This window comes from Geobacter psychrophilus, assembly GCF_056821595.1.
Genome location: NZ_JBXDTU010000004.1, coordinates 439,878 through 462,266 on the forward strand (window position 1 = coordinate 439,878; position 22,389 = coordinate 462,266).

Below are 22,389 nucleotides of genomic sequence, written 5' to 3' on the forward strand. Positions count from 1 at the left end.
CTTGCTTAATACTGCCGCTTAGTTTTTTCTCGTAATCGACTTGACGGTGCCACCGCCACGGGTAATGTTTATTTCCAGCGGCATGCGGCCGACGGCATGGGTGGCGCAGGAAAGACAGGGGTCATAGCAGCGGATGCTGAACTCGACCGCGTTCAACAGGGCCGTGTCATCCGGACGTCCGATGACATGCGATTGTGCCGCCTGCTCGATGGAACGGTTGATGATGGCATAGTTCTGTTGGGTAGCCACAATCAGGTTGGCGGCACGGATGATCCCCTTTTCGTCAATCTCGTAGTCATGGATCAGCGTCCCCCGGGGCGCCTCCACATGCCCGACCCCCCGGCCTCCCTTGAATGTGACCGGCACGCGGGTCTCGCCCCAGACCGCCGGATCGTTGAGGATTTCGTCGGCACGCTCGATGGCCCAGATGGCCTCGACCAGCTTGGCATAGGTCTGGAACACGGTCAAATGGCAGGGACTGCCGCCCAGCTTCGCGAATTCCGCATACTCGGCATCCGCCAGCTCCGTGCCGTAGCGCCCTACGGCGTTCATGCGGGCCATGGGACCGACCCGATATTCATGCAGGCCATCCAGCTTGAAGTGGACCTTTTTCATGTATGACCATTCCACCACTGACTCCACCAGGTACTTGTCGTACTCTTCCACCCCGAATTCAACCATGGTGACACCGGTCTCGTCAATCGCCCGCAGCCTGCCCTCGATCAGGGAAACCCGGTCACCACGGACAGTACCCAGGCCCCAGGACGGCACGACCCACTCATTGAGCATGGCGGGATGCTGGTCAAGCGCCTTCAACAGCAGCCCCTTGACCGCAGGCAGAACCGTAGGCAGCAGTGTGCGGGCCTCATCGATCCATTCCTGGATGATCCTCTTTTTTTCCTGATCAAGCACAAAGGTGATACCGCCGGCCACGGAGGTCACCGGATGGGTACCCCGGCCGCCGACCATCTCATTGATCTTCTGTCCGATAGTCCGAAGCCGCAGGGCGATTTTGGCCAGTTCCGGATTGGCCTGGACGATACCAACCACATTCCTGACGGCCGGGTCCGCATCCAGCCCCAGCACCAGGTCCGGTCCCTGCAGTACAAAGATTGAGAGACTATGGGAGTGGATCAGGTGCCCCATGTACATCAGCTCCCGCAGCAGCATAGCCGCTGGCGGGGCCTTGACCCCGGCGGCGTGGTCCAGGGCATTGGAGGCGGCGATATGGTGGGCGGTCGGGCAGACCCCGCAGATACGGGCAGTGATATGGGGCATGCGGTCGGCTTCCATGCCGATCAGGATCTTTTCGAAACCACGCAGCTCGTTGACTATCAGCCCGGCGTTATCAAGGGTGCCGTCGTCATTCAGGTTGATGAACACCTTGGCGTGCCCTTCGATCCTGGTCACCGGGTCTATTTTGATGGTTTTATTCATGCCACCCCTCCTGCTTCATAATCCGCGTTTTCATCCTCAATCCACTTCCGGATATGGAAGGTCGGCTTGCTGCCGATCATCGCGGTGGCCATGGTGTAGGAGTAGTGGGACTTGGAACCCCGCTCCAGCGCAGTGACAATGGTATCACGATCGATCTTGGTCAAGCGGGACATGCGATCGGCGATTTCAGTCCGGATGTCCCGGTTCGGTTCAGTCAGGATCTGCATGGTCGCTCCGGCACAGCCGGTACAGGGCACCCCGTTTGCCGGACAGGGGGCCAGACAACGGTCGATAGTAACCGAGCCCATGCAGGTGTAGCCCTGGCTAAGAAAACATTGGTCCGCATTCGGAAAACCGTCGGAGTTGGATTTTATCCGGCTGACATCGGTTTTTTCCATCTGTCGCTTGCATTTTGCACAGACCGTACGGCGGTTAACCTCCGGCTGACGGCCTTCAACCAGCGCGGACAGGGCTTCAAAGACAAAGCCCGGGTGCGGCGGGCAACCCGGCAGATACAGGTCAACGTCAATCACGGTATCAAGGGGGGATACAACCGACTCCAGTGGTGAGACCTCCCGACTGGGCGGGTTGGCCGAGGTGGTGGTCTTGTTTTCAAGATACACCGCCCGCCCGATCTCCGCCGGGGTATGGATATTCCCGGCCCCGGCCGGTCCGCCAAAAACGGCGCATGAACCCCAGGCGATGACGATGTCGCAGGACTTGCGCATCTCCAGAGCGGCATGACGGTCATGCTCGTTGCGAATGGCACCCGACACCAGCCCGACCGTGGCATGCGGATAGTCCTTGATATCGGTCAGAACCGGGCAGCGTTGGATCTTGACCGCCTGCAGGACATTGAGGATCTTTTCGTGCAGATCGACAATTGCGATATGGCAGCCGGAGCAGTCGCTCAGCCACTCGGTGTTGATAGTGACCTCACTCATGACGCCCTCCTGACAATCAGTTTTTTGTAACAGGCATTTTCACCGGCATGGACAATCTCCAGTGTCGATTCCCTCCCCATGATGTTCTGCAGGGCGCCGGCAAAAAAACCGTACATCATGTTGCAGAGTGAGCCCTTCTGGGTGTGGCCGAAGCGGAACAGAGACTGGCGGATCATGCAGTCCCGGAAGACCAGCATGACCTGCGTGCCGTCCTCCAGTTCCTGGAATGCAGATTCCTGATCATGGGGTTGGAAAGTCTCGAACAGCCAGAGATAGTCGTTCTTCTCCAGGACCTCCCTGGTCGAGTTCAACGCCTGCTGGATATCGGAGGTATGCGGGATTCCTTCGGAAAGCTTTTTGCCGAGATTGACTCCGGCCAGATAGGAAATACTGTTGGCTGACTCACCGATGGCCTGTTCGGTGCCGGATGCGATCGCGCCCAGAAACACCATGGCGTCCTGCAGTGCAAGTCTCTGATTGCTTGTCTCCATTGACAACTCCTTACCCTGATAACGTACTACATGAGATGTTCAAGATTTAGAAGCACTACCAAGCGCTGATTAATATCGATAATGCCCTCGATCCACGGCTGTGCGACCGCCTCCAGCGGAGGCTGGATATCGGTGCGTTTAATGCGCACGACATCGGAAATCTCGTCGATGATGAATCCGGTCAGGTCTCCCTTGTAATCCATCACTGCGATGCAGCTCATACTTTCATCGGAAATTTCAGGCACATCGAAGCGATGGCGCAGGGATATGATGGGAACAATGGAACCGCGCAGATTGATGACCCCTTTGACATAGGGTGGAGAATTGGCTGTCCTGGTAATATCAGCCATACTGATGATCTCTCTGACCCGCATGACATCAACGCCGTACTCTTCGCCATTCAAAATAAAGGTTACCAACTGTATGTCCGCGTTTGCAGATAATGCGACCACGTGCCCCTCCATCTGTATGGCTAAAAAAGAAGTATTATAAAATACAGATTAATTTTTTGGTTGTATACGATTTTTTGTACGTTTGAATTAAAATCAAGAAATCATGTGTTCCGTTCGACAGATTACTACAGAAAGTCAATATTGCAATAAACAGCAACGTTGGAGCCCGCATACTAACTTTTGCACTATTCCCAAGCGCTGCATATTTTGTTCTGGAGCAGATCTAAGATGTCTTTGTGGTGGCGCCGGACACAAAAGCGCCCCACATGTCGATGCCATGTGAGGCGCTGGAGGTGCCAATGAAGATTGATTTATTATCTGTAGACAGCTGACAAGCTGCCATGCTGAACAATCGCAGCAGGACTCAAGATCCGGTGGGGCGTTACGGCCATCCTGCCGCCAGGCCCCACCGTCGCATTACTGCTGATACCCGGCTCTGTTAAGCTGCATTACCGGCTGCAGCACCTGACTTCCAGCACGTGCGACCTTCTGTTTTACTGCTATTTTCTTTTGTGTTGTCAATGGGCGATACTTTTTGCCCAACAGATTCCAATACACGGTAAATGCAGCTCCTATGGCAAACAACATGGCTCCTCCCAATTCAACAACCAGCTGTAACATGCTTGCATCTCTCATATGTATCTCCTTGTTTATCGTTTTTGGATATATTCATGCTTGATATCTGACAGATTAGTTGTTCGTACTGCCCAACTCCTTCCTGTCCCGGCATGGATAATAAAAAAGCCGGGACCGAATATCTGGGATATTTCGGCAACCCGGCTGTCTGCGTGAGACCCTGTAGGCTTTCCGCCCCACCCTCGCGGATGGTTAAGTATTATCGTTACCACCAGGGGATGCCCTTGACCGGTCATGCGTCAATCCACACCCCATGTTGTGTTCTCAATTCAGTAAAATCAACACCTGCATTTGTTGCAACTGCCCTGCCAACCTCCTTTCCCGGCGCATGCCATCCACAACCAGATGCTCTCATCATTGGCACCGCCGAATATTTGGCTACAAAAAAAGCCGGGTTGCCGAATATCTGAGATATTTCGGCAACCCGGCTGTCTGCGTGAGACCCTGTAGGCTTTCCGCCCCACCCTCGCAGGTGGTTAAGTAGTATCGCTTATCTTTTCCGCAACTGATGATGTACCAGCGTTAGTACTGTATACGGCATCCTGATCGCCGTGTCAAAATAAATTATCTCAATGAATACAATCACATGTAGTATTTCTATGGCGCCTCTGCTGAAAACAGCATCAAAAACCGTCAGCGCGCCATGGCATCATCCATGACCTTATAGGCACAAAATTCACCACACATGGTGCAGGCGCCGTGATCGGAGAGCGGCGAACTGTCGCGCACCGAGCGGGCCTTTTCCGGGTCCAGCGACAGAGCGTACTGCCCTTCCCAGTCAAGTTTCTTGCGGCATTTCGCCATGGCAATATCCTTGTCCATGGCGCCCTTGACACCCTTGGCGATATCACCGGCATGGGCGGCGATGCGTGAGGCGATCACGCCGTCGCGCACATCCTGTACATCGGGCAGACGCAGGTGTTCGCTGGGGGTGACGTAACAGAGGAAATCGGCCCCGGCGGCGGCGGCGATGGCTCCGCCAATGGCACAGGTGATATGATCATAGCCGGGAGCGATGTCGGTCACCAGCGGGCCCAGGACATAGAACGGGGCACCGTGGCAGAGCCGCTTCTGCAGCTGGATGTTGGTCTGGATCTGGTGAAGCGGCACATGTCCCGGTCCTTCGATCATGACCTGCACCCCGGCATCCTGTGCCCGCTGGGTCAATTCACCCAGTATGATCAGTTCATGGATCTGGGCGCGGTCCGTGGCATCGGCCAGGCAGCCGGGGCGGAAACCGTCCCCCAGCGACAGGGTCATGTCATATTCTTTGGTAATCTCCAGCAATTTGTCAAAGTGCTCGAAGAGCGGGTTTTCCTGATTGTTGTAGCGCATCCACTCGATGGTAAAGGCCCCGCCGCGGGAGACAACGTCCATCAGGCGACCCTCGTTCTTCATCCGCTCCACCGTGGAACGGGTCACACCGCAATGGACCGTGATGAAATCCACTCCGTCCTCGGCATGCTTGACAATCCCGGCAAAGATATCGTCCACGGTCATATCAACGATGGCCTTCTTCTTGACCCGCACCGCATCCAGGGCTGCCTGGTAGAGCGGTACGCTGCCGATGCAGGCGCTGGTTTCGGCGATGATGGCCCTCCTGATCTCATCCACCGGACCGCCGGTGGAAAGGTCCATGATGGCATCCGCCCCGTATTTTACTGCAACGCGGGCCTTTTCCAGTTCCTTCTGCATGTCCGTGTCGTCGGAGGAGGAACCGATATTGGCATTGATCTTGGTGCGCAACCCGGTCCCGACCGGGAGCGGTATGCCGTTTAAGTGCTTGATGTTGTGACAGATAACGATGTTACCCGCAGCCAGCCCATCGCGGATAAACTCCGGGGAGACCCCCTCGGCGAGAGCTGCAAGTTGCATCTGCTCGGTTATGAGACCTCTGCGGGCATATTCCAACTGTGTCATGTGTGTGATCCTCGTAGTCAGGTAGATTACATGTATCCGAAGTCCAACGGTTTATAATTTTTCCCGGGCAGCCAGGTAGTGATTCACCGGACTATGCCCTTTTCCAAGCGGACGGGCCAGCCTGATGGCGGTCGTGATGTACTCCTTGGATTTTTCCACGGCAGCCCGGAGCGGCTCACCCTGGGCCAGAAATGCGGCAATGGCCGAGGCGTAGGTGCAGCCGGTACCGTGGGTGTTACTGGTAAACAGCCGTTCGGCCGAGAAATAGTGGCATTCGCTGCCGTCAAACAGGACATCGATGGAATTCTGGCCGGTCAAATGCCCCCCCTTGATGAGCACATTGGCGGCACCCATCCCCTGCAGCTCGCGGGCGGCCGCCTCCATTTCGGCTTCCGTACGGATCGAACTCCCCAGCAGTCGTTCTGCTTCGGGAACATTGGGGGTCAACAGATAGGCCTGGGGCAGAAGCTGCCGGGTGAAGATATGGATTGCATCGCGGTCCATCAGCGTTGCCCCACCCTTGGCTATCATAACCGGATCGATCACCAGCGGTATCAGGACCTTCCGTTCGGACAGATTTTCCGCCAGCGCCGAAATAATGGCCGGGGTATGCAGCATACCGGTCTTGATCACATCCACCGGAATATCGGACAGGACTGTATCCAGCTGATCAATGACAAACGATGGAGGCAAACCATGGATCGAAGAGACACCACGGGTGTTCTGGGCTGTCAGGGCAGTAATGACACTGGCGGCATAGCTGCCCAGCAGGGTAATTGTCTTGATATCGGCCTGGATTCCGGCTCCGCCGCCCGAATCACTGCCGGCAATCGTCAACACCGAACCACGCGGGAAAGGACGGTTGCGGTTAAACAGCAGCTTCAGTTCCAACGCGGCTATATCCGGATGAGGACTGGACAGGACTGAAGAGATAACCGCCAGGGCGTCGGCGCCGGCGTCGATGACCCTGCAGGCGTTACTGGTCGTAATGCCGCCAATGGCAACCACCGGAATCTTGATGCGATCACGAATTTCGGCCAGACCGGCTGTACCGGCAATATGGGAGACATTCTTGCTGTCGGTCGGGTACATGGCACCGAATCCGATATAGTCCGCTCCATCCTGTTCGGCCTGTAACGCCTCTTCCAGGTTATGGGTCGACTTGCCAATAATCCGGCCCGCTCCGAGCAGTTCCCGGGCGCCCTTGACACTGCCGTCGTCCTGCCCCAGATGCACGCCATCCGCATCCAGTTCGACAGCCAGCCGCACATCATCGTTGACGATGAAGGCAACACCGAAACTACGGCAGAGCAGTTTCAGCTCTTCGCCCTCTTCCCGGCGGACATCATGCCCCTTGCCTTTGGCCCGATACTGCAGAGTCGTAACACCTCCGCGCAGCGCCGTCCGGACCCTGTCCACCAGGTTATCACCCTGGTCGGTAATCAGGTACACCCCGGCGATCGGCGACGGCTGGGGTGTTGACTTGTTAACGACAAGTCTGAATGGTCTGCTGGTACTTTCGTTCATTTCCAGATGTACTCCAGAATCCGTTTCGTAATAAAAACAGCCGCACTGACAAAAACATCAGGCGGCTGGATACCTATCAATACAATCCCGCGAGCCGCTTTCCTACGCCGGTGCAAACCGGATCAGGTTCAAAGGGTCTGATTCCGCTGAATCATCTCAGTTCTGACGAACTCCCCCAGGGCCTTACATGGTCTGTAGCGTACTGGAATTTGCCCCTACTGTCAATGTCAATGAAACCTGACGCGGTTCAAACGGCGCCCTTTCGCTTTACAGTGGTCCAGAGACATGCTAAAAAATGTATTTCCACAGCGTATCCATCCACCTCTGCACACACTTTGATACAGGAGCATACCCGCTTTGTACGACAGCCGCCCCACATTTGCCGAGATTGACCTGAAGGCTCTTCACCACAATTTCAAAGTGATCCGCTCGTCTATCCCCCGCGGAACGGAGATCCTGGCAGTGGTCAAGGCCGATGCCTATGGACATGGCTTTATGGATATCAGTCGGGAACTGGAGCTTATGGGAGTAAACGCCTTTGGTGTCGCATTTCTGGCCGAGGGCATCCAGCTGCGCAAAAGCGGCATCGACAAACCTGTTCTGCTGCTGGGAGGTGTCTATCCCGGCCAGGAGCGCAAATGTATCGGCTACAACCTGTCCACGGTCATCTTCACCCTGGAGCAGGCTCAGGCCCTGAATCTGGCGGCCGGGAAACTATTCCGCAAGGCCCAGGTGCACCTCAAAATCGACACCGGCATGGGGCGTCTGGGCATCCAGTATACCGATGTTCCGGCCTTCATGCAGGAGCTCAGAAAGCTGCCCAACATTGCACTGGAAGGGATCATCTCCCATTTTGCCAGCGCCGATGAGCTCGATGAGCAGGGACGGCACTTCACCCGGCTGCAGGCCGAGCGCTTTGAATGGGTCATCGCTGAAACCCGCAAGGCCGGATTTGCTCCCCGCTACATCCACATCGCCAACAGCGCCGGCGCCCTGTTGCGGAACATCCCCGGCTGCAACCTGGTCCGCCCCGGCATCGCCCTGTATGGCGCTATCCCTTCGGCCGACTTTCAGGGCAAGCTCGACCTGCACCCGGTCATGCGCCTGAAAAGCCGCATCGCCATGCTCAAATGGGTTGAACCCGGCACCACTATCAGCTACGCCCGCCGCTTCACCGCCATCAACCGGACCCTGATCGCCAGTGTCCCGGTCGGCTATGCCGATGGATATTGCCGGGCGCTGACCAACAAGGGGGTCGTGCTCGTCAGGGGGCAGCGGGCACAGGTAACCGGCACGGTCTGCATGGACTGGATCATGCTGGACGTTACCGCTGTAACAGCTGTCGCTGTCGGGGATGAAGTCACCCTGATCGGCAGCGACACGTCAGGTGACTGCATCCATGCCGAAGAACTGGCAGCAGCTGCCGGCACCATCCCTTACGAAATCTTTTGCGGCATCAGCAAGCGGGTGCCGCGCGTGTACCTGAAGTAAGTCACCCCCCTCCACATCACCACGAGAGAGCCATGATCAAATTGACACAGCTGGTAAAAGCGGCCGGTTGAGCCGCGAAACTGGGCCCGGCGGGCCTGGCGAAAGCCCTGGACGGGCTTTGGGAAGATCGCGATGCAAACCTGCTTGTAGGACCGGAAACAGCTGATGATGCCGGGGTCTACAGGATTTCGCCGGAGTGCGCCCTGGTGGAGACAGCCGACGTCATCACCCCCCTGGTCGATGATCCCTATACCTTCGGACGGATTGCCGCCGCCAATGCCATCTCCGATGTGTATGCAATGGGTGCCCGTCCGGTAACCGCCATGAACCTGGTCTTTTTCCCGGCCTGCGCACTGCCGGGTGAGGTCCTGCGGGAAATCCTGGCCGGTGGACAGAGCGTCCTGAAGGAAGCGGGGGTCTGCCTGGTGGGTGGCCATACGGTGGAGGATGATGAATTAAAATACGGCCTGGCATTAACCGGATTAATCCATCCCGATCGCATCATCCGCAATTCAACCGCCCGACCGGGAGACCATCTGATACTGACCAAACCGCTGGGCACCGGCATTCTCTCAACCGCCATCAAGGGAGAGATGGCCTCTGCCGAGATTACCTCCGAAGCGGTGCGCTGGATGACAACCCTCAATCGCACTGCCGCGGAGCTGATGGCCGAGTGCCAAGCCAGTGCCGCCACCGATGTAACCGGCTTCGGCCTGATCGGCCACAGCTGTGAGATGGCCCGCGGCGCCGGAGTTACGATCAGACTGCAGGTCAATGACATACAGCTCATGGGTGGCGTTTCGGATCTGGCCAACGATGGCATGCTGCCGGCCGGCTGCTACCGCAACCGGGATCACTACCTGCCGTTCATAACCGGCAGCCGCCTGGCAGATAACGCCCTGCTGCCACTGTTCGACCCCCAGACCTCCGGCGGCCTGCTGATCGCCCTGGCGCCTGAGAATGCAGATTGTTTCATGGCCTCTGCGGCCGAACGAGGCATCTACGCCTGCAGGATCGGCTCTGTCGTGCCATTTTCAACTCACCACATCCACGTAACGTGATGACCATGTACGCACTCGCCATCGACCTCGGCACCACCACCCTGGCTGCCTCCCTGATTGATCTCAGCAGTGGACAGCGCCTGGCCATGACCGGCAGCATGAACCCCCAGCGCAGCTTCGGCACCGACGTTGTCTCGCGCCTGGATGCAGCGGTCCACTCCGAAGAGGCATTGCACGAAATGTCTCACCTGATTCGCGCCGAACTGTGGCACTTGGCTGGCGAGTTGTGTGAATCAACCGCAATCCCCTGGCAGAAGGTCCGCCAGATCGCCATTGCCGGCAACCCGGCCATGCAGCATATTCTGCTGGAGCTCCCGGTCCGCTCACTGGCGTACCCTCCCTACCGCCCCTGCCACACCGAAGGCACACACCTGACTGCCGCAGAACTGGGATGGGAAGTCTCTGCTCCAGTCTATCTGTTTCCCATGCCGGGCGGTTTTGTGGGAGGCGATACCGTTGCCTTTCTCTTCGGCCAACTGGATCCCGGCCTCCGGCCCGCTGAACCTGTCCTTTACCTGGATATGGGCACCAACGGCGAGATGGCGCTCCTATCGGGCAATACACTCTGGTCCACCTCCGCCGCAGCCGGCCCGGCCTTCGAGGGGGGCAACCTGTCCTGCGGGATGGCGGCTCTACCGGGGGCAATCAGTTCTGTGGAGATTCAGGATGAGCGGCTAAGGCTGCAGGTGATCGGCACAGTTACTCCGGCCGGCATCTGCGGCTCGGCAGCCATTGAAACCGTGACGACACTGCTGGAACACGAAATCATCGAAGCCGGAGGACGCCTGAAGGACAGCAGGGAAATCACCTCGAACCTGGCTAACCGGGTCATTGTCCTTAACAGTGAAAATGCATTCGTACTGCACCGCGATTCCCGCACGCTGATCTACCTCAGTCAGACTGACATTCGACAGATCCAGCTGGCCAAAAGCGCCATCCGGGCCGGCATGGAGGTGCTAGCAGACAAAGCGCGTATACAGCTCCAGGCCTTGAAACATGTGGTTCTGACCGGTTCTTTCGGTGCGGTTTTGCGGCCAGAATGGCTTAAATCAATTGGAATTTTTGATAAAAGCATGGTACACATTACGCATTTCACGCCAGAAGGTGCTCTGTACGGGGCGGAAAAGGCCCTGGCCGTCGGCGATAATTTTGCCGCAGTAGAGGCGACTGCCGGCCGTTTCAGAGTCGTACCTCTTTCCGGCACGCCGCTCTTCGAAGAACTCTTCATGCGGCATATAGACTTCCCCCACTGACAACATCCATAAACCTTCTACCTACATACGCGACAAGGAGCAAGAACAATGGCAAAAATCACCAGGGCGCTGATCAGCGTTTCTGACAAGAGCGGAGTTGTTGAATTTTCTAAAGAACTGGCCGGCTACGGCGTAGAGATCCTCTCCACCGGCGGCACCGCAAAACTGCTGCGGGATGCCGGTCTGATTGTCAAGGATGTCTCAGAATTCACCGGCTTCCCCGAGATGCTCGACGGCCGGGTAAAGACACTGCACCCCAAGGTGCATGGCGGCCTGCTGGGCATGCGGTCCAATCCGGAACATGTCGCCAAGATGAAGGAACACGGTATTGAAAACATCGATATGGTCATCGTCAACCTGTACCCCTTTGAGTCCACCGTTGCCAAGGAGGGCTGTCACCTCGAGGACGCCATCGAAAATATCGATATCGGCGGACCGACCATGCTGCGCTCGGCTGCCAAGAACTATCCCGATGTCACCGTACTGGTGGATTCGGCAGACTACGCCACGGTGCTTGATGAGATGAAAGCCACCGGCGGTTCGGTTTCCGCCCAGACCAATTTCGGTCTGGCGGTCAAGGTATTCCAGCATACCGCCGCTTATGACGGTGCCATCTCCAATTACCTGGGGGCCCGTCTGGGCGACGGCGTTGCCGACTACCCCGCCACCTTCACGATTCAGGTAAAAAAGGCTCAGGACCTGCGCTACGGCGAAAATCCCCAGCAATCGGCAGCCTTCTACGTAGAAAAGAACGTTGCCGAGCCCTGTGTTTCGACCGCGGTCCAACTGCAGGGCAAGGAGCTCTCCTTTAACAACATCATCGATCTGGATGCAGCCATAGAGACCGTCAAGGAATTCGAGCAGTCGGCAGCGGTCATCATCAAGCACACCAATCCCTGCGGCGTGGCCCTGGCCGATTCCCCCCTGAGCGCCTACCTCAAGGCGCGCGAATGCGACCCGGTCTCGGCCTTTGGGGGCATTGTCGGTTTCAATCGCACAGTGGATGCCGACACCGCCAAAGAGCTGACCTCCACCTTCCTGGAAGCGGTTATCGCTCCCGGCTACAGTGAAGAGGCCCTGGACATTTTCACCGCCAAAAAGAACGTGCGCGTCATGCAGGTGCCGCTCCTGGCCAACTACACCGCCAGCGGCTACGACCTGAAAAAAGTCACCGGCGGATTACTGGTTCAGGGTCGCGATCTGGGCATGGTCCGGGCGATTGATTGCAAGGTTGTCACCGAACGCACCCCCACCGCCTCTGAATATGAAGCCCTGGACTTTGCCTGGCGGGTCTGCAAGCACGTCAAATCGAATGCCATCGTATTCACCAGCCGCGACCAGACCGTCGGGATCGGTGCCGGCCAGATGTCACGGGTTGACTCTTCACGAATCGCAGTTCAGAAGTCGCTCCTGCCCATCAAGGGCACCGTCCTGGCATCGGATGCATTCTTCCCCTTCCGGGACGGTGTAGATGCCGCCGCCGAAGCCGGTGTAACAGCCATCATCCAGCCGGGCGGCAGTGTCCGCGATGAAGAGGTTATCAAGGCCGCCAACGAGCTTGGCATTGCCATGGTCTTCACCGGCATGCGCCATTTCAGACACTAGGAGCGTCCATTTTCCGCGATCTCGGCGTCAGATTTCACGATTATCTTGTGCGGCGTACCAAAGGGTACGCCTCCGCGAAATCGCTCATCTTCCTTGACATCGCGAAAACTGAACACTCCTTAACAGACTCTAATTTTTCAACCATGAGGTGCGGATATGAAAGTTCTGGTAATCGGCGGCGGCGGCCGCGAACATGCCCTGGCATGGAAAATCGCCCAGTCACCACTCGTAACGAAGCTGTACTGTGCTCCGGGCAATCCGGGCACGGCGACTCTTGCTGAAAACCTGCCGATTGCTGTTGATCAGTTGGACAAATTGCTAGCGTTTGCCTATGAAAACAAGATCGACCTGACTGTCGTCGGTCCGGAACAGCCACTTTCGCTGGGGATTGTCGACCTGTTCGAGAGCCACGGACTCAAGGTTTTCGGCCCGTCACAAAAAGCCGCATTTATTGAGGGAAGCAAGGCGTTCTCAAAGGATCTGATGCAGAAGTACAATGTTCCAACTGCTGCCTATGGCGTGTTTACAGATCTGCTCGAAGCAGAAGCCTTTATCAACCGCACCGGAGCACCGATCGTGGTCAAGGCTGACGGTCTGGCGGCCGGCAAGGGGGTCATCATCGCGCAGACATGTGACGAGGCGGTTAGCGCCGTTCGAGACATGCTCAGCGGCAACGCCTTCGGCAGCGCCGGTTCGAGGGTTGTGATCGAAGAGTTTTTGACCGGGGAAGAGGCCTCGTTTCTGGTCATCACCGATGGAAAAAGGATCATCCCGCTGGCAAGCGCCCAGGACCATAAGGCGGTCTTCGATAATGATCTGGGGCCCAACACGGGCGGCATGGGGGCCTATTCTCCCGCACCTGTCGTAACGCCGGATATCCATGAAAAAGCCATGCAGCAGGTCATCCGCCCGACCGTGGACGGCATGGCAGCAGAGGGCCGACCCTACATGGGTGTGCTCTATGCCGGGCTGATGATCAAGGATGGTCAGGTCAAGACACTGGAGTTCAATGCCCGCTTCGGGGACCCGGAGTGCCAGCCGTTGCTGATGAGGATGAAATCGGATATTGTGCCGGTGCTCACAGCGGTTGCAAACGGTGACTTGACCGGAATCGACATCGAGTGGCATGACAGAGCCGCCGTCTGTGTCGTCATGGCAGCGGAAGGGTATCCCGGCGACTACCGTAAAGGTGACGTTATCGCCGGCCTGGACGCTGCAGCGCAGATCGAAGACGTCTACGTGTTTCACGCCGGCACAGCACAAAAGGATGGCAGCTGTGTTACAAATGGCGGCCGGGTGCTGGGTGTGACGGCTTTGGGCGATTCGGTTCAGGACTCCATAACTACCGCCTACCGGGCCGTTGATTGCATCAACTGGAACGGCGTGCAGTTTCGCAGGGATATCGGGAAAAAAGCGCTAGGACGTATATAATTCATTTGTTTCTACGGAGTTGTTCCATGAGCACGTTGCCACTGGTTCTGATTATTATGGGAAGTGATACCGACCTGCCGGTCATGCAGGAAGCCGCTGATGTTCTGACAAAATTCGGTGTTCCCTGGGAGATGCGCATTTCGTCCGCCCACCGCTCGCCGGCCCGGACCATGGCTCTGGCTTCCGAAGCGGCCGGCCGGGGAATTAAAATCATTATCGCGGGTGCCGGAATGGCTGCCCACCTGGCCGGGGTTGTGGCTGCCAAGACGATCCTGCCGGTCATTGGAGTCCCGATGCCGGGGGGCGCGCTGAACGGAATCGATGCACTCTATTCCACCGTGCAAATGCCCGGCGGCATACCGGTGGCGACCATGGCTATCGGCAAGGCAGGTGCAAAAAATGCCGGTATCTTTGCCGTTCAGATGCTTGCCCTGGGTGATACCGTCCTGACTGACGCGCTGGCGGAGTACCGTTGTGAGATGGATACGGAATGCGCCCTCAAGGATGCCGCAATTCAGCCCGCAAGATAGTGTATACACTTTCTGCTTGACACTTGATGTTTTTTCATAGTATCTGAATAAAAAAATTTACCCAGGAGGGTGTAGAAATGAAAAACGCTTTTGTTGCATTGTTGGCCGTTGTTGCTTTTGCCGGGACCGCTTTTGCCGGTGACATCATTGAAATGAAGAAAGACGTAAAGTTCAATCACAAGGCTCACCAGACAGCCGTGGGTGACTGCAAGAAATGTCACGAAAAAGGCCCCGGCAAGATCGAAGGCTTCGGCAAGGACTTGGCTCACAAGGCTGGCTGTAAAGACTGCCATGTGGCTGGTAAAAAAGGGCCGACATCCTGCAAGGACTGCCACAAGAAATAAGCTATTTTACAATTTAATTGCGTGAATTCGGGGCAGCAATGGAAACATTGCTGCCCTTTTTCGTTGTGCAGATTAAAAAAATGGTACCTCTTTTATCTGAATTGAACTATAGTTACAGGATGTATTACGTGGTTGAGCGCAATTCCATCACACTCACTTGGAGATACCATTGGCAACCAACGAACGCAGCTTTGTTCAATTAGTCTGGGATTTTTTCTGTTCTCTCAAACTCACAATGTTCCTGCTTATCTCCCTGGCACTTACCTCGATTATCGGTACGATCCTGCCTCAAGGACAACTTCCCCCTGAGTACGTTGCCCAGATCAGTGCTATGAAGCTTGAGATTTACTCAAAACTCGGCTTCTTTGATATGTACCACTCCTGGTGGTTCATTACATTGCTGTACGTATTCAGCCTCAACCTGATATCCTGTTCCATCAAACGACTGCCTCATGTGTTCAAATTCATCAGCGAACCAATGCTGGTGATGGCCGAATCCATGAAAAATTCTTTCTCGCAGAAAAAGGAAATCACCTTTTCGGCCACAACCGATAAGGCAAAGGAACTTCTCACCGAGTTTCTCAGCAATGAATTCAGCCCTCCGGTCGTCACCGAGCACAACGGCGAATTACACCTATTTTCACAGAAAAGCGTCTGGAGCCGTTTGGGGGTCTATGTCGTCCACCTGAGCATTCTGGTGATCTTTATCGGCGCCATTCTCGGCTCACTTTTAGGCTTCAAGGGTTTTGTTAATATCCAGGAAGGTGAAAGCATCTCCAAAGTAACCATCAGTTCAGGAAAAGAAATTGACCTGGGTTATGCGCTCCGGCTTGAGCAATTCACCGTGGAACGCTACAATACCGGTGCCCCTAAAGAGTTTAAGAGCATCCTGACCGTCCTGGAAAACGGAAAACCGGTTCCTGACTACACAAACGTCAAGGTTATCGTTAACGACCCCCTGACATTCAAGAAGATTACATTCTACCAGTCCAGTTATGGCCAGGCCAATGAAGGCAGTGAACACTTTTTTTCCATGAAGCCGCGTACGGGCGGTGCAGCTGAAAAGTTTGCAGTCGCCGTGGGCAAACAGATTACGTTAAAGGATGGCACCAGCTTTAAACTGCTGGAAGTTGCAGAGGAAGTCCGTCAGTTCATGCCCGAGTTCTCCGGACCGGCGGCTCGCGTGGAGGTCAGCTTCAAAGGCAAGGCACCCCAAACCTTTATCGTGCTCAAAAATTACCCTGAAATGAATGCCCAGCGCGGTGATGACATCATCTTCGGCTATGAGGGCACCAATGCCCGCATGTATACCGGCCTTCAGTTCGCCAAGGACCCGGGGGTCGAGATTGTCTGGCTGGGGTGTACCCTGATGGTTATCGGTCTGTTCATAGCCTTCTTCATGTCGCACAAGCGGGTCTGGATCGTTGTGACAAAAGGACATGCCCGCATGTACGGTAATGCCAGCAAAAATCATGCAGCTTTCGGGATGCAATTTGATGATCTGGCCGAAAAGTTATCCAACCTGAAGTTCTAGCGGAGGTTTCGACGATATGACCAGCTCCCTGTTATTTAACGTAACAACCATTGCCTATATGGCGTCCATGGTCGCCTTTTTTGCATTCCTTGCCAGCAGGAACAAGGCTGTCGGCATGGCCGGAAGCCTGATCGCCTATGCCGGACTTGCCATACAAACCATTGCCATTGGCCTGCGCTGGAAAGAATCCTACGATATGGGCGTAGGTCACGCACCGCTGTCAAACCTCTACGAATCGGTTGTTTTTTTCTCGTGGACCATCATCCTGATCTACATGTTCATCGACCTTAAATACAAATACCGCATCATCGGCGCATTTGTTGTGCCCTTTGCCCTGCTGGGCATGGCCTGGGCCCAGCTCGGCATGAAGAACGGCATCGAGCCTCTGGTGCCGGCACTGCAAAGCAACTGGCTGCTGTATCACGTCATCACCTGCTTCCTGGGTTATGCCGCCTTTGCCGTAGCCTGCGGCATTTCGATCATGTATCTGCTCAAGGCCAGGCATGAAGAAGATACTTCATCCGAACCTGCCGGCGGTTTGATGTCCATGTTTCCCCCCACCAGGGTATTGGACGATCTCAACTACCGCTCCATCATGATCGGTTTTCCGCTCCTGACCCTAGGGATCATCACCGGTGCCGCCTGGGCAAACTACGCCTGGGGCACGTACTGGAGCTGGGACCCCAAAGAGACCTGGTCGCTGATCGTCTGGTTTGTGTATGCAGCATTCCTGCACGCCCGTTTCACCAGAGGCTGGGTAGGAAAACGTGCCGCCTGGCTCTCCGTGATCGGATTTGCAGCCACAATTTTCTGCTACCTGGGCGTAAACCTGTTTCTCTCCGGCCTCCACAGTTACGGTGGCGGCGGTAAGTAACAGGATCACACCACGCCCTGCGGCTTAGCCCGTAAAAAGCCTCCTTTATCGTGACGCCTGGACGCACGCGCTAAGGGAGGTTTTTCTTATACAACGCCGGTTACTTTCCCGCACAATGGTTTTCTCGGTAGCCAATATGCCAACCTTTTCATTTATCATTCCGGTCAAACCCGGCGGCTACGTAGCGGCATTGGAGCCGTTGCGGCAACTTGCGGAAACCGGCTCACGCTTCGAAGTACTGATTGCCGAAGGCAGTTCACCGAGTCGGCAGCGCAATGCTTCGGCACAGCAGGCCCAGGGGGAGATACTTTTTTTTCTCGACGACGACTCCCTGGTGGCGCCTGATTGCCTTGATGCCTGCGCAGCCGTTATGTCGGACGCGTCCGTGGCTGTTGTCGGCGGACCATCGCTCACTCCTCCGGACGATTCTCCGCTGCAGCAACTCTTCGGCCTGGCCCTATCATCCCTCTTCGGAGCGGGCGGCATGCGCAACCGCTATCGCATGGTCGGCGGAATCCGCGAGACAACCGACAAAGAGCTGATCCTCTGCAATCTGGCACTGCGGCGCACCGTTTTTATTGAGTCGGGAGGCCTGGATGAGCGGCTGTATCCCAACGAAGAAAACGAGCTACTGGACCGGATACAATCCTCCGGTCATAAACTGCTGCATGCACCTAACTTGGCCATCCATCGCAGCCAGCGCAGATCACTACGGCTGTTTATCCGCCAGATGTTCTCCTATGGGCGCGGCCGGGCTCAGCAGACGCTGATCACGGGCTCAGGCCCTTTGATCGGATTTGTCCCCCTGTTTTTTTTGCTATACCTCGCTATGCTGCCCTTTGTGCTTTCCAGCCCGCTGCTTGTTATCCCATTGTGCCTCTATGCGATGCTGGATTTCTTCTTCACGATCGCCGCAATCACTTCAACAGGTTCTATCACAGCCGGCGTGCTGCTGTTCCTGTTCCCCCTGATGCACCTTTCCAATGGTTACGGGCTCCTTTACGGCTTGATCCGCGGCAAACAGGGAATCTCCGCAACCAGCACAGAGCCGGTGATTCGCGTCCGCAGAATAAAGGAATTCGGGCAGCGTGAGTGGTAATTAGTATGTCCAGATCAACAGAAATCTGCTAAGGTGCGCAGGCATAATTCTATTATTAGTGTTTTAATCCGGAGAGTTTCGTGGACTTTAGTATCGTTGTACCTATCTATAACGAGGAAGACAACATTGCAGCGCTGTACCAGGCAATTACATCGGCGCTGGACGGAAACGACAGTGACTATGAGATCATCCTGGTGGATGACGGCTCCATCGATGGGTCGTTCACGGCACTCAAGAACATTGCCGCCCAGGATACACGCGTCAAGGTCATCCGCTTCCGTCGAAATTTCGGGCAGACCGCTGCCATGTCCGCCGGTTTCGACGCCGCTGCCGGCGGCATCATCATCCCCATGGATGGCGACCTCCAGAATGATCCGGCCGACATTCCGCGCCTGATCGAAAAACTCAACGAGGGCTTTGATGTGGTTTCCGGCTGGCGCAACGACCGCAAAGACACCTTCGTCACCAGGAAAATCCCCTCAATCCTTGCCAACGCCCTGATCTCGGCAATGACCGGTGTCCATCTCCACGATTACGGCTGCACCCTCAAGGCCTATCGCCGCGAGGTCCTGGACGGCATCAACCTGTACGGTGAGATGCACCGCTTTGTTCCGGCCCTGGCATCCCAGGTAGGCGCCAAAGTCGCGGAGCTGCCCGTCAACCACCGTCCCCGACTGCATGGCACCAGTAAATACGGCATTTCCCGCACGCTCCGGGTTATCCTTGACCTGATGACCGTCAAGTTCCTGCTGACCTATTCCACCAAACCGATTCAACTATTCGGCAAGTGGGGGGTCTACACGCTCCTGGCAGGCTGCGGGACCGGCACCATGACCATTTACATGAAGATCTTCGAGCACTTCAGCATGAACCGCAACCCGCTGCTGATCCTGACCGCCTTCCTGCTGTTCATGGGAATCCAGTTTATCGTTCTGGGCCTGCTGGGCGAGCTGAATGCCCGCACCTATTACGAGGCCCAGGGCAAACCGATCTACGTTGTCAGGGACAGGATCAATCTTGGCTGAGACAAAACTGAAGATCCTCGTGCTGGCCCCTACCCCCTACTTTGCAGACCGGGGTTGTCACGTCAGGATATACGAGGAAGCACGGGCGCTTCGCAAACAGGGGCACGACGTCCGCATCGTCACCTATCACCTCGGACGGGACATGCCTGACATCCCGACCATCCGCATCCCCCGCATACCTTGGTATTCACGACTGGAGGCCGGCCCCTCCCTGCACAAGCTCTACCTTGACGCACTGCTGTTCTACAAAGCGGCTCTGCTCATTCCGGATTTCAAACCGGACCTGATACATGCCCACCTGCACGAAGGTGCCTTCATCGGCTATTTCCTCAAAAAGCTGTCCGGAGTTCCGCTTCTACTCGATTACCAGGGAAGCCTGACCGGCGAATGCATCGACCACGGGTTTTTTCGTGCTACATCTTTTACAGCGCGTATTTTCGGGCGTATCGAGCGTGCAATCAATAACTGTGCTGATACGATCATCACCAGTTCCAGCGCCGGAAGAAACGAGCTTATCACGACCTGGGAAATTCCGGACCAGCGCGTCACGGCACTGATAGATGGTGTCGATACCGATATTTTTCATCCTCGCCCACAGCACGAAGGGCGTACGATGCTTGGAATCCCTCCCGACAGCACTGTCGTTGCCTATCTGGGAATTCTGAGCAAATATCAGGGCACAGACCTGCTGCTTGATTGCATAGAAATCCTGCAAACCAAAGGCATCAAGGTATTTTTCCTGATTATGGGTTTTCCCGACGAACGGTATAGAAAGGCAGCAGAGACACGTGGCCTTTCCGGCATGCTTCAATTCACCGGAAAGGTTGATTACAAGGTAGCGCCCGTGCTGCTCTCTGCGGCCGATATTGCCGTAACCCCCAAACTATCGCCCACTGAAGCAAACGGCAAGATATACAACTACATGGCCTGCGGACTGCCGGTAGTTGCCTTTGAGACACCGGTCAACCGCGAAGTGCTCGGAGACACGGGCATCTACGCCAGTTACGGTGATGCCCGTGACCTGGCAGACAAAATTGCCGGTCTAGTCTCCGACAGCGAATCCAGGAAACATTTCTCTGAAAAGGTTCGGGACAAGGCCGTCCATGAACACTCATGGCACTCCCGTGGAGAATTGTTGTTAATAGTCTATCAATCCATGCTCTTGCATCAGACAGGTCCCGCACAAGATACTCAAGCAGTGTCGAATGCTTTGGGGAAAAGACAATAATTTATGGCCTGATCACATAAAAGCATTGACATCAGCGCACGGCTCTGGTATTTAAGAAAACTCACTGAGCGGGAATAACTCAGTGGTAGAGTGCGACCTTGCCAAGGTCGAAGTCGCGGGTTCGAATCCCGTTTCCCGCTCCACTAAATATCCAACCATTTACTATGGTTAGCGCTTAATTTGCCCCGGCTTTCGCATGTTCTTTCGCATGCGGTCGGGGCATTGCTGTTCATGCCGCCGGATTGAAAATCATCCCCGAAGTACCCTTGAATGGTCTTCCAGTCTTTTTCCAGCCCTAACGTTCTGTAAATTGCCGTTTCTTTCCTTCATGATCAACGGCCACATACGTAAAAGATGCCTCGGTGACCATGAAGGCTGCATCTTCTTTGGGAATGTTTTGTTTTCGCAGCAGCGGTGTCGCCCACACCTCCAGCCTGATGGTGATGGATGTGTTCCCGGTCCTGACGACCTTGCCGTAACAACAGACAACATCACCTACCTTAACCGGCTTAATAAATTTCATAGCATCCACAGCAACAGTTACAGCTCGTCCGCCAGTCGTTTCTATCGCAATCATGCCGCCGGCGATATCCATCTGCGACATGATCCAACCACCGAAAATATCGCCGTTCATGTTGGTGTCACTTGGCCTTGGAGAGGTACGGAGAAGTAATTCGCCGTCCGGGTGGTTATTTTGATTGGTCACGAACGCCTCCTGCTTTGCATTTTAAATATCAGAGCCTCCTTGTATTGGTGGGCCCATTTTCTATTAGTGAGATTCTGATCCTTTTTTTGGAGCAATTCACGTGGTTCCGTAAGCAGCATATCCTGATTGGAGATTGGTGCCGGTGCCGAAAGTGCCTCAACGTCCTTTCCTTTCAGTGAGTTCATGCCCTGTATGTACGACTTTATTGAAATTGCGGAGCAGCTTATATGTTATCCCCCAAAGTGGCTGTCCTTTGTCGTCAACAACCCTCACTGCGGGAAATTTTCTTAGTCGGTTCCGGAACATGATCTCTACACGTGAAATCCTAGCCGGGTTTATGAGCTCTAGAGCGGTAACCCAGAAGGCATCAGCAACTTCTCTCTTATCCGGACGCAGAAACGGGTGATTTTCAACTGCGTAGACAAAACAGGAAATAACGATCTTCAATCCTGCGGGTGCAAGGTCATCGAGCCTCCCTAAAAATTGCGTTGTGGACAGATCCAATCCAATCTCTTCGTTTGTCTCGCGCTCGGCAGTATGTTGCGGGCTCTCGTCACGTGTTTCAGATCTGCCTCCCGGCAACCCGATCTGACCAGACCAGTAATCGTTTATATTGATTGATCGCTCAATCAACAGAATACTCAGTCCGGACGGCTGATCTTTCAGAATCAAGGCGACAGAAGCGTGTGCCCGGCCACCCGGTTCAATTATTCGAACCGGGTGGTTGTTGAGAGCATTTTTTATCTGTTTAATGGGTTCCATGTCAGACGGTCCATCATGTGCCTGTGCAATCCGCTAGAA

General features: G+C 55.4%; 21 protein-coding genes, 1 tRNA gene and 3 riboswitches. Of the genes, 13 read left to right on the top strand and 9 right to left on the bottom strand.

Annotated elements, in window-relative coordinates:
- Nucleotides 1–18: 18 nt before the first annotated feature.
- The 7 genes from ACOCF6_RS04180 to thiD form a co-directional block, all read right to left on the bottom strand.
- Nucleotides 19–1,437, bottom strand: a complete 1,419-nt coding sequence (locus ACOCF6_RS04180) for a Ni/Fe hydrogenase subunit alpha (RefSeq protein WP_482459132.1) — start codon at nucleotides 1,435–1,437, stop codon at nucleotides 19–21.
- A complete protein-coding gene (locus ACOCF6_RS04185; protein WP_482459133.1) occupies nucleotides 1,434–2,381 on the bottom strand; it encodes an NADH-quinone oxidoreductase subunit B family protein in 948 nt (315 codons plus the stop codon). The genes ACOCF6_RS04180 and ACOCF6_RS04185 overlap by 4 nt, the downstream gene beginning before the upstream one ends.
- On the bottom strand, nucleotides 2,378–2,872 hold the full coding sequence (locus ACOCF6_RS04190; RefSeq protein WP_482459134.1) for a hypothetical protein: 495 nt from the start codon (nucleotides 2,870–2,872) through the stop codon (nucleotides 2,378–2,380). The genes ACOCF6_RS04185 and ACOCF6_RS04190 overlap by 4 nt, the downstream gene beginning before the upstream one ends.
- Nucleotides 2,873–2,898: 26 nt before the next feature.
- Nucleotides 2,899–3,324: a chemotaxis protein CheW gene (locus ACOCF6_RS04195; protein WP_482459135.1), complete on the bottom strand. Its 426-nt coding sequence runs from the start codon at nucleotides 3,322–3,324 to the stop codon at nucleotides 2,899–2,901.
- 417 nt (nucleotides 3,325–3,741) lie between these two features.
- Nucleotides 3,742–3,960: a hypothetical protein gene (locus tag ACOCF6_RS04200; protein ID WP_482459136.1), complete on the bottom strand. Its 219-nt coding sequence runs from the start codon at nucleotides 3,958–3,960 to the stop codon at nucleotides 3,742–3,744.
- Nucleotides 3,961–4,091: 131 nt separating this feature from the next.
- A riboswitch (cyclic di-GMP riboswitch) is annotated at nucleotides 4,092–4,168 on the bottom strand.
- A 207-nt stretch (nucleotides 4,169–4,375) separates the two neighbouring features.
- Nucleotides 4,376–4,452: riboswitch (cyclic di-GMP riboswitch) on the bottom strand.
- A 141-nt stretch (nucleotides 4,453–4,593) separates the two neighbouring features.
- Nucleotides 4,594–5,880 carry a phosphomethylpyrimidine synthase ThiC gene (gene thiC / locus ACOCF6_RS04205; RefSeq protein ID WP_482459137.1) on the bottom strand — a complete coding sequence of 429 codons (1,287 nt, stop codon included), beginning with the start codon at nucleotides 5,878–5,880 and terminating at the stop codon, nucleotides 4,594–4,596.
- A gap of 51 nt (nucleotides 5,881–5,931) precedes the next feature.
- Nucleotides 5,932–7,407: a bifunctional hydroxymethylpyrimidine kinase/phosphomethylpyrimidine kinase gene (gene thiD / locus ACOCF6_RS04210; protein WP_482459138.1), complete on the bottom strand. Its 1,476-nt coding sequence runs from the start codon at nucleotides 7,405–7,407 to the stop codon at nucleotides 5,932–5,934.
- 82 nt (nucleotides 7,408–7,489) lie between these two features.
- Nucleotides 7,490–7,594: riboswitch (TPP riboswitch) on the bottom strand.
- Nucleotides 7,595–7,764: 170 nt separating this feature from the next.
- Between thiD and alr the strand changes: the two genes are divergently transcribed.
- The 13 genes from alr (at nucleotide 7,765) to ACOCF6_RS04275 (ending at nucleotide 21,025) form a co-directional block, all read left to right on the top strand.
- A complete protein-coding gene (gene alr, locus ACOCF6_RS04215) occupies nucleotides 7,765–8,898 on the top strand; it encodes an alanine racemase (protein WP_482459139.1) in 1,134 nt (377 codons plus the stop codon).
- 32 nt (nucleotides 8,899–8,930) lie between these two features.
- Entirely contained in the window at nucleotides 8,931–9,959 is a 1,029-nt protein-coding gene (gene selD / locus ACOCF6_RS04220) for a selenide, water dikinase SelD (RefSeq protein ID WP_482459140.1), read from the top strand.
- A gap of 5 nt (nucleotides 9,960–9,964) precedes the next feature.
- Nucleotides 9,965–11,212, top strand: coding sequence for an ASKHA domain-containing protein (locus ACOCF6_RS04225; RefSeq protein ID WP_482459141.1), 1,248 nt, complete (start codon nucleotides 9,965–9,967; stop codon nucleotides 11,210–11,212).
- Between the two features lie 48 nt (nucleotides 11,213–11,260).
- Nucleotides 11,261–12,817, top strand: a complete 1,557-nt coding sequence (gene purH, locus ACOCF6_RS04230) for a bifunctional phosphoribosylaminoimidazolecarboxamide formyltransferase/IMP cyclohydrolase (RefSeq protein WP_482459142.1) — start codon at nucleotides 11,261–11,263, stop codon at nucleotides 12,815–12,817.
- A gap of 156 nt (nucleotides 12,818–12,973) precedes the next feature.
- Nucleotides 12,974–14,248: a phosphoribosylamine--glycine ligase gene (gene purD, locus ACOCF6_RS04235; protein WP_482459143.1), complete on the top strand. Its 1,275-nt coding sequence runs from the start codon at nucleotides 12,974–12,976 to the stop codon at nucleotides 14,246–14,248.
- Nucleotides 14,249–14,274: 26 nt separating this feature from the next.
- Complete coding sequence (gene purE / locus ACOCF6_RS04240) at nucleotides 14,275–14,778, top strand: 5-(carboxyamino)imidazole ribonucleotide mutase (protein WP_482459144.1); 504 nt, start codon at nucleotides 14,275–14,277, stop codon at nucleotides 14,776–14,778.
- Nucleotides 14,779–14,855: 77 nt separating this feature from the next.
- A complete protein-coding gene (locus ACOCF6_RS04245; RefSeq protein WP_482459145.1) occupies nucleotides 14,856–15,122 on the top strand; it encodes a cytochrome c3 family protein in 267 nt (88 codons plus the stop codon).
- A 169-nt stretch (nucleotides 15,123–15,291) separates the two neighbouring features.
- Nucleotides 15,292–16,656, top strand: coding sequence for a cytochrome c biogenesis protein ResB (resB, locus tag ACOCF6_RS04250; RefSeq protein WP_482459146.1), 1,365 nt, complete (start codon nucleotides 15,292–15,294; stop codon nucleotides 16,654–16,656).
- A 16-nt stretch (nucleotides 16,657–16,672) separates the two neighbouring features.
- The gene (ccsB, locus tag ACOCF6_RS04255; protein ID WP_482459147.1) at nucleotides 16,673–17,530 is read left to right on the top strand and encodes a c-type cytochrome biogenesis protein CcsB; all 858 of its coding nucleotides are present in this window, start codon (nucleotides 16,673–16,675) and stop codon (nucleotides 17,528–17,530) included.
- A 136-nt stretch (nucleotides 17,531–17,666) separates the two neighbouring features.
- Nucleotides 17,667–18,629: a glycosyltransferase family 2 protein gene (locus tag ACOCF6_RS04260; protein WP_482459148.1), complete on the top strand. Its 963-nt coding sequence runs from the start codon at nucleotides 17,667–17,669 to the stop codon at nucleotides 18,627–18,629.
- A gap of 80 nt (nucleotides 18,630–18,709) precedes the next feature.
- On the top strand, nucleotides 18,710–19,654 hold the full coding sequence (locus tag ACOCF6_RS04265) for a glycosyltransferase family 2 protein (protein ID WP_482459149.1): 945 nt from the start codon (nucleotides 18,710–18,712) through the stop codon (nucleotides 19,652–19,654).
- Nucleotides 19,647–20,882 (top strand): glycosyltransferase family 4 protein, encoded by a 1,236-nt coding sequence (locus tag ACOCF6_RS04270; RefSeq protein ID WP_482459150.1) that lies wholly within the window; start codon nucleotides 19,647–19,649, stop codon nucleotides 20,880–20,882. Before ACOCF6_RS04265 ends, ACOCF6_RS04270 begins: the two co-directional genes overlap by 8 nt.
- Nucleotides 20,883–20,950: 68 nt before the next feature.
- Nucleotides 20,951–21,025: transfer RNA gene (locus ACOCF6_RS04275), tRNA-Gly, on the top strand.
- 152 nt (nucleotides 21,026–21,177) lie between these two features.
- Here ACOCF6_RS04275 and ACOCF6_RS04280 read toward each other — a convergent pair.
- Together ACOCF6_RS04280 and ACOCF6_RS04285 are read right to left on the bottom strand one after the other, a co-directional pair.
- Complete coding sequence (locus ACOCF6_RS04280; protein ID WP_482459151.1) at nucleotides 21,178–21,588, bottom strand: acyl-CoA thioesterase; 411 nt, start codon at nucleotides 21,586–21,588, stop codon at nucleotides 21,178–21,180.
- Between the two features lie 156 nt (nucleotides 21,589–21,744).
- Complete coding sequence (locus ACOCF6_RS04285) at nucleotides 21,745–22,350, bottom strand: NUDIX hydrolase (protein ID WP_482459152.1); 606 nt, start codon at nucleotides 22,348–22,350, stop codon at nucleotides 21,745–21,747.
- Nucleotides 22,351–22,389: the final 39 nt, after the last annotated feature.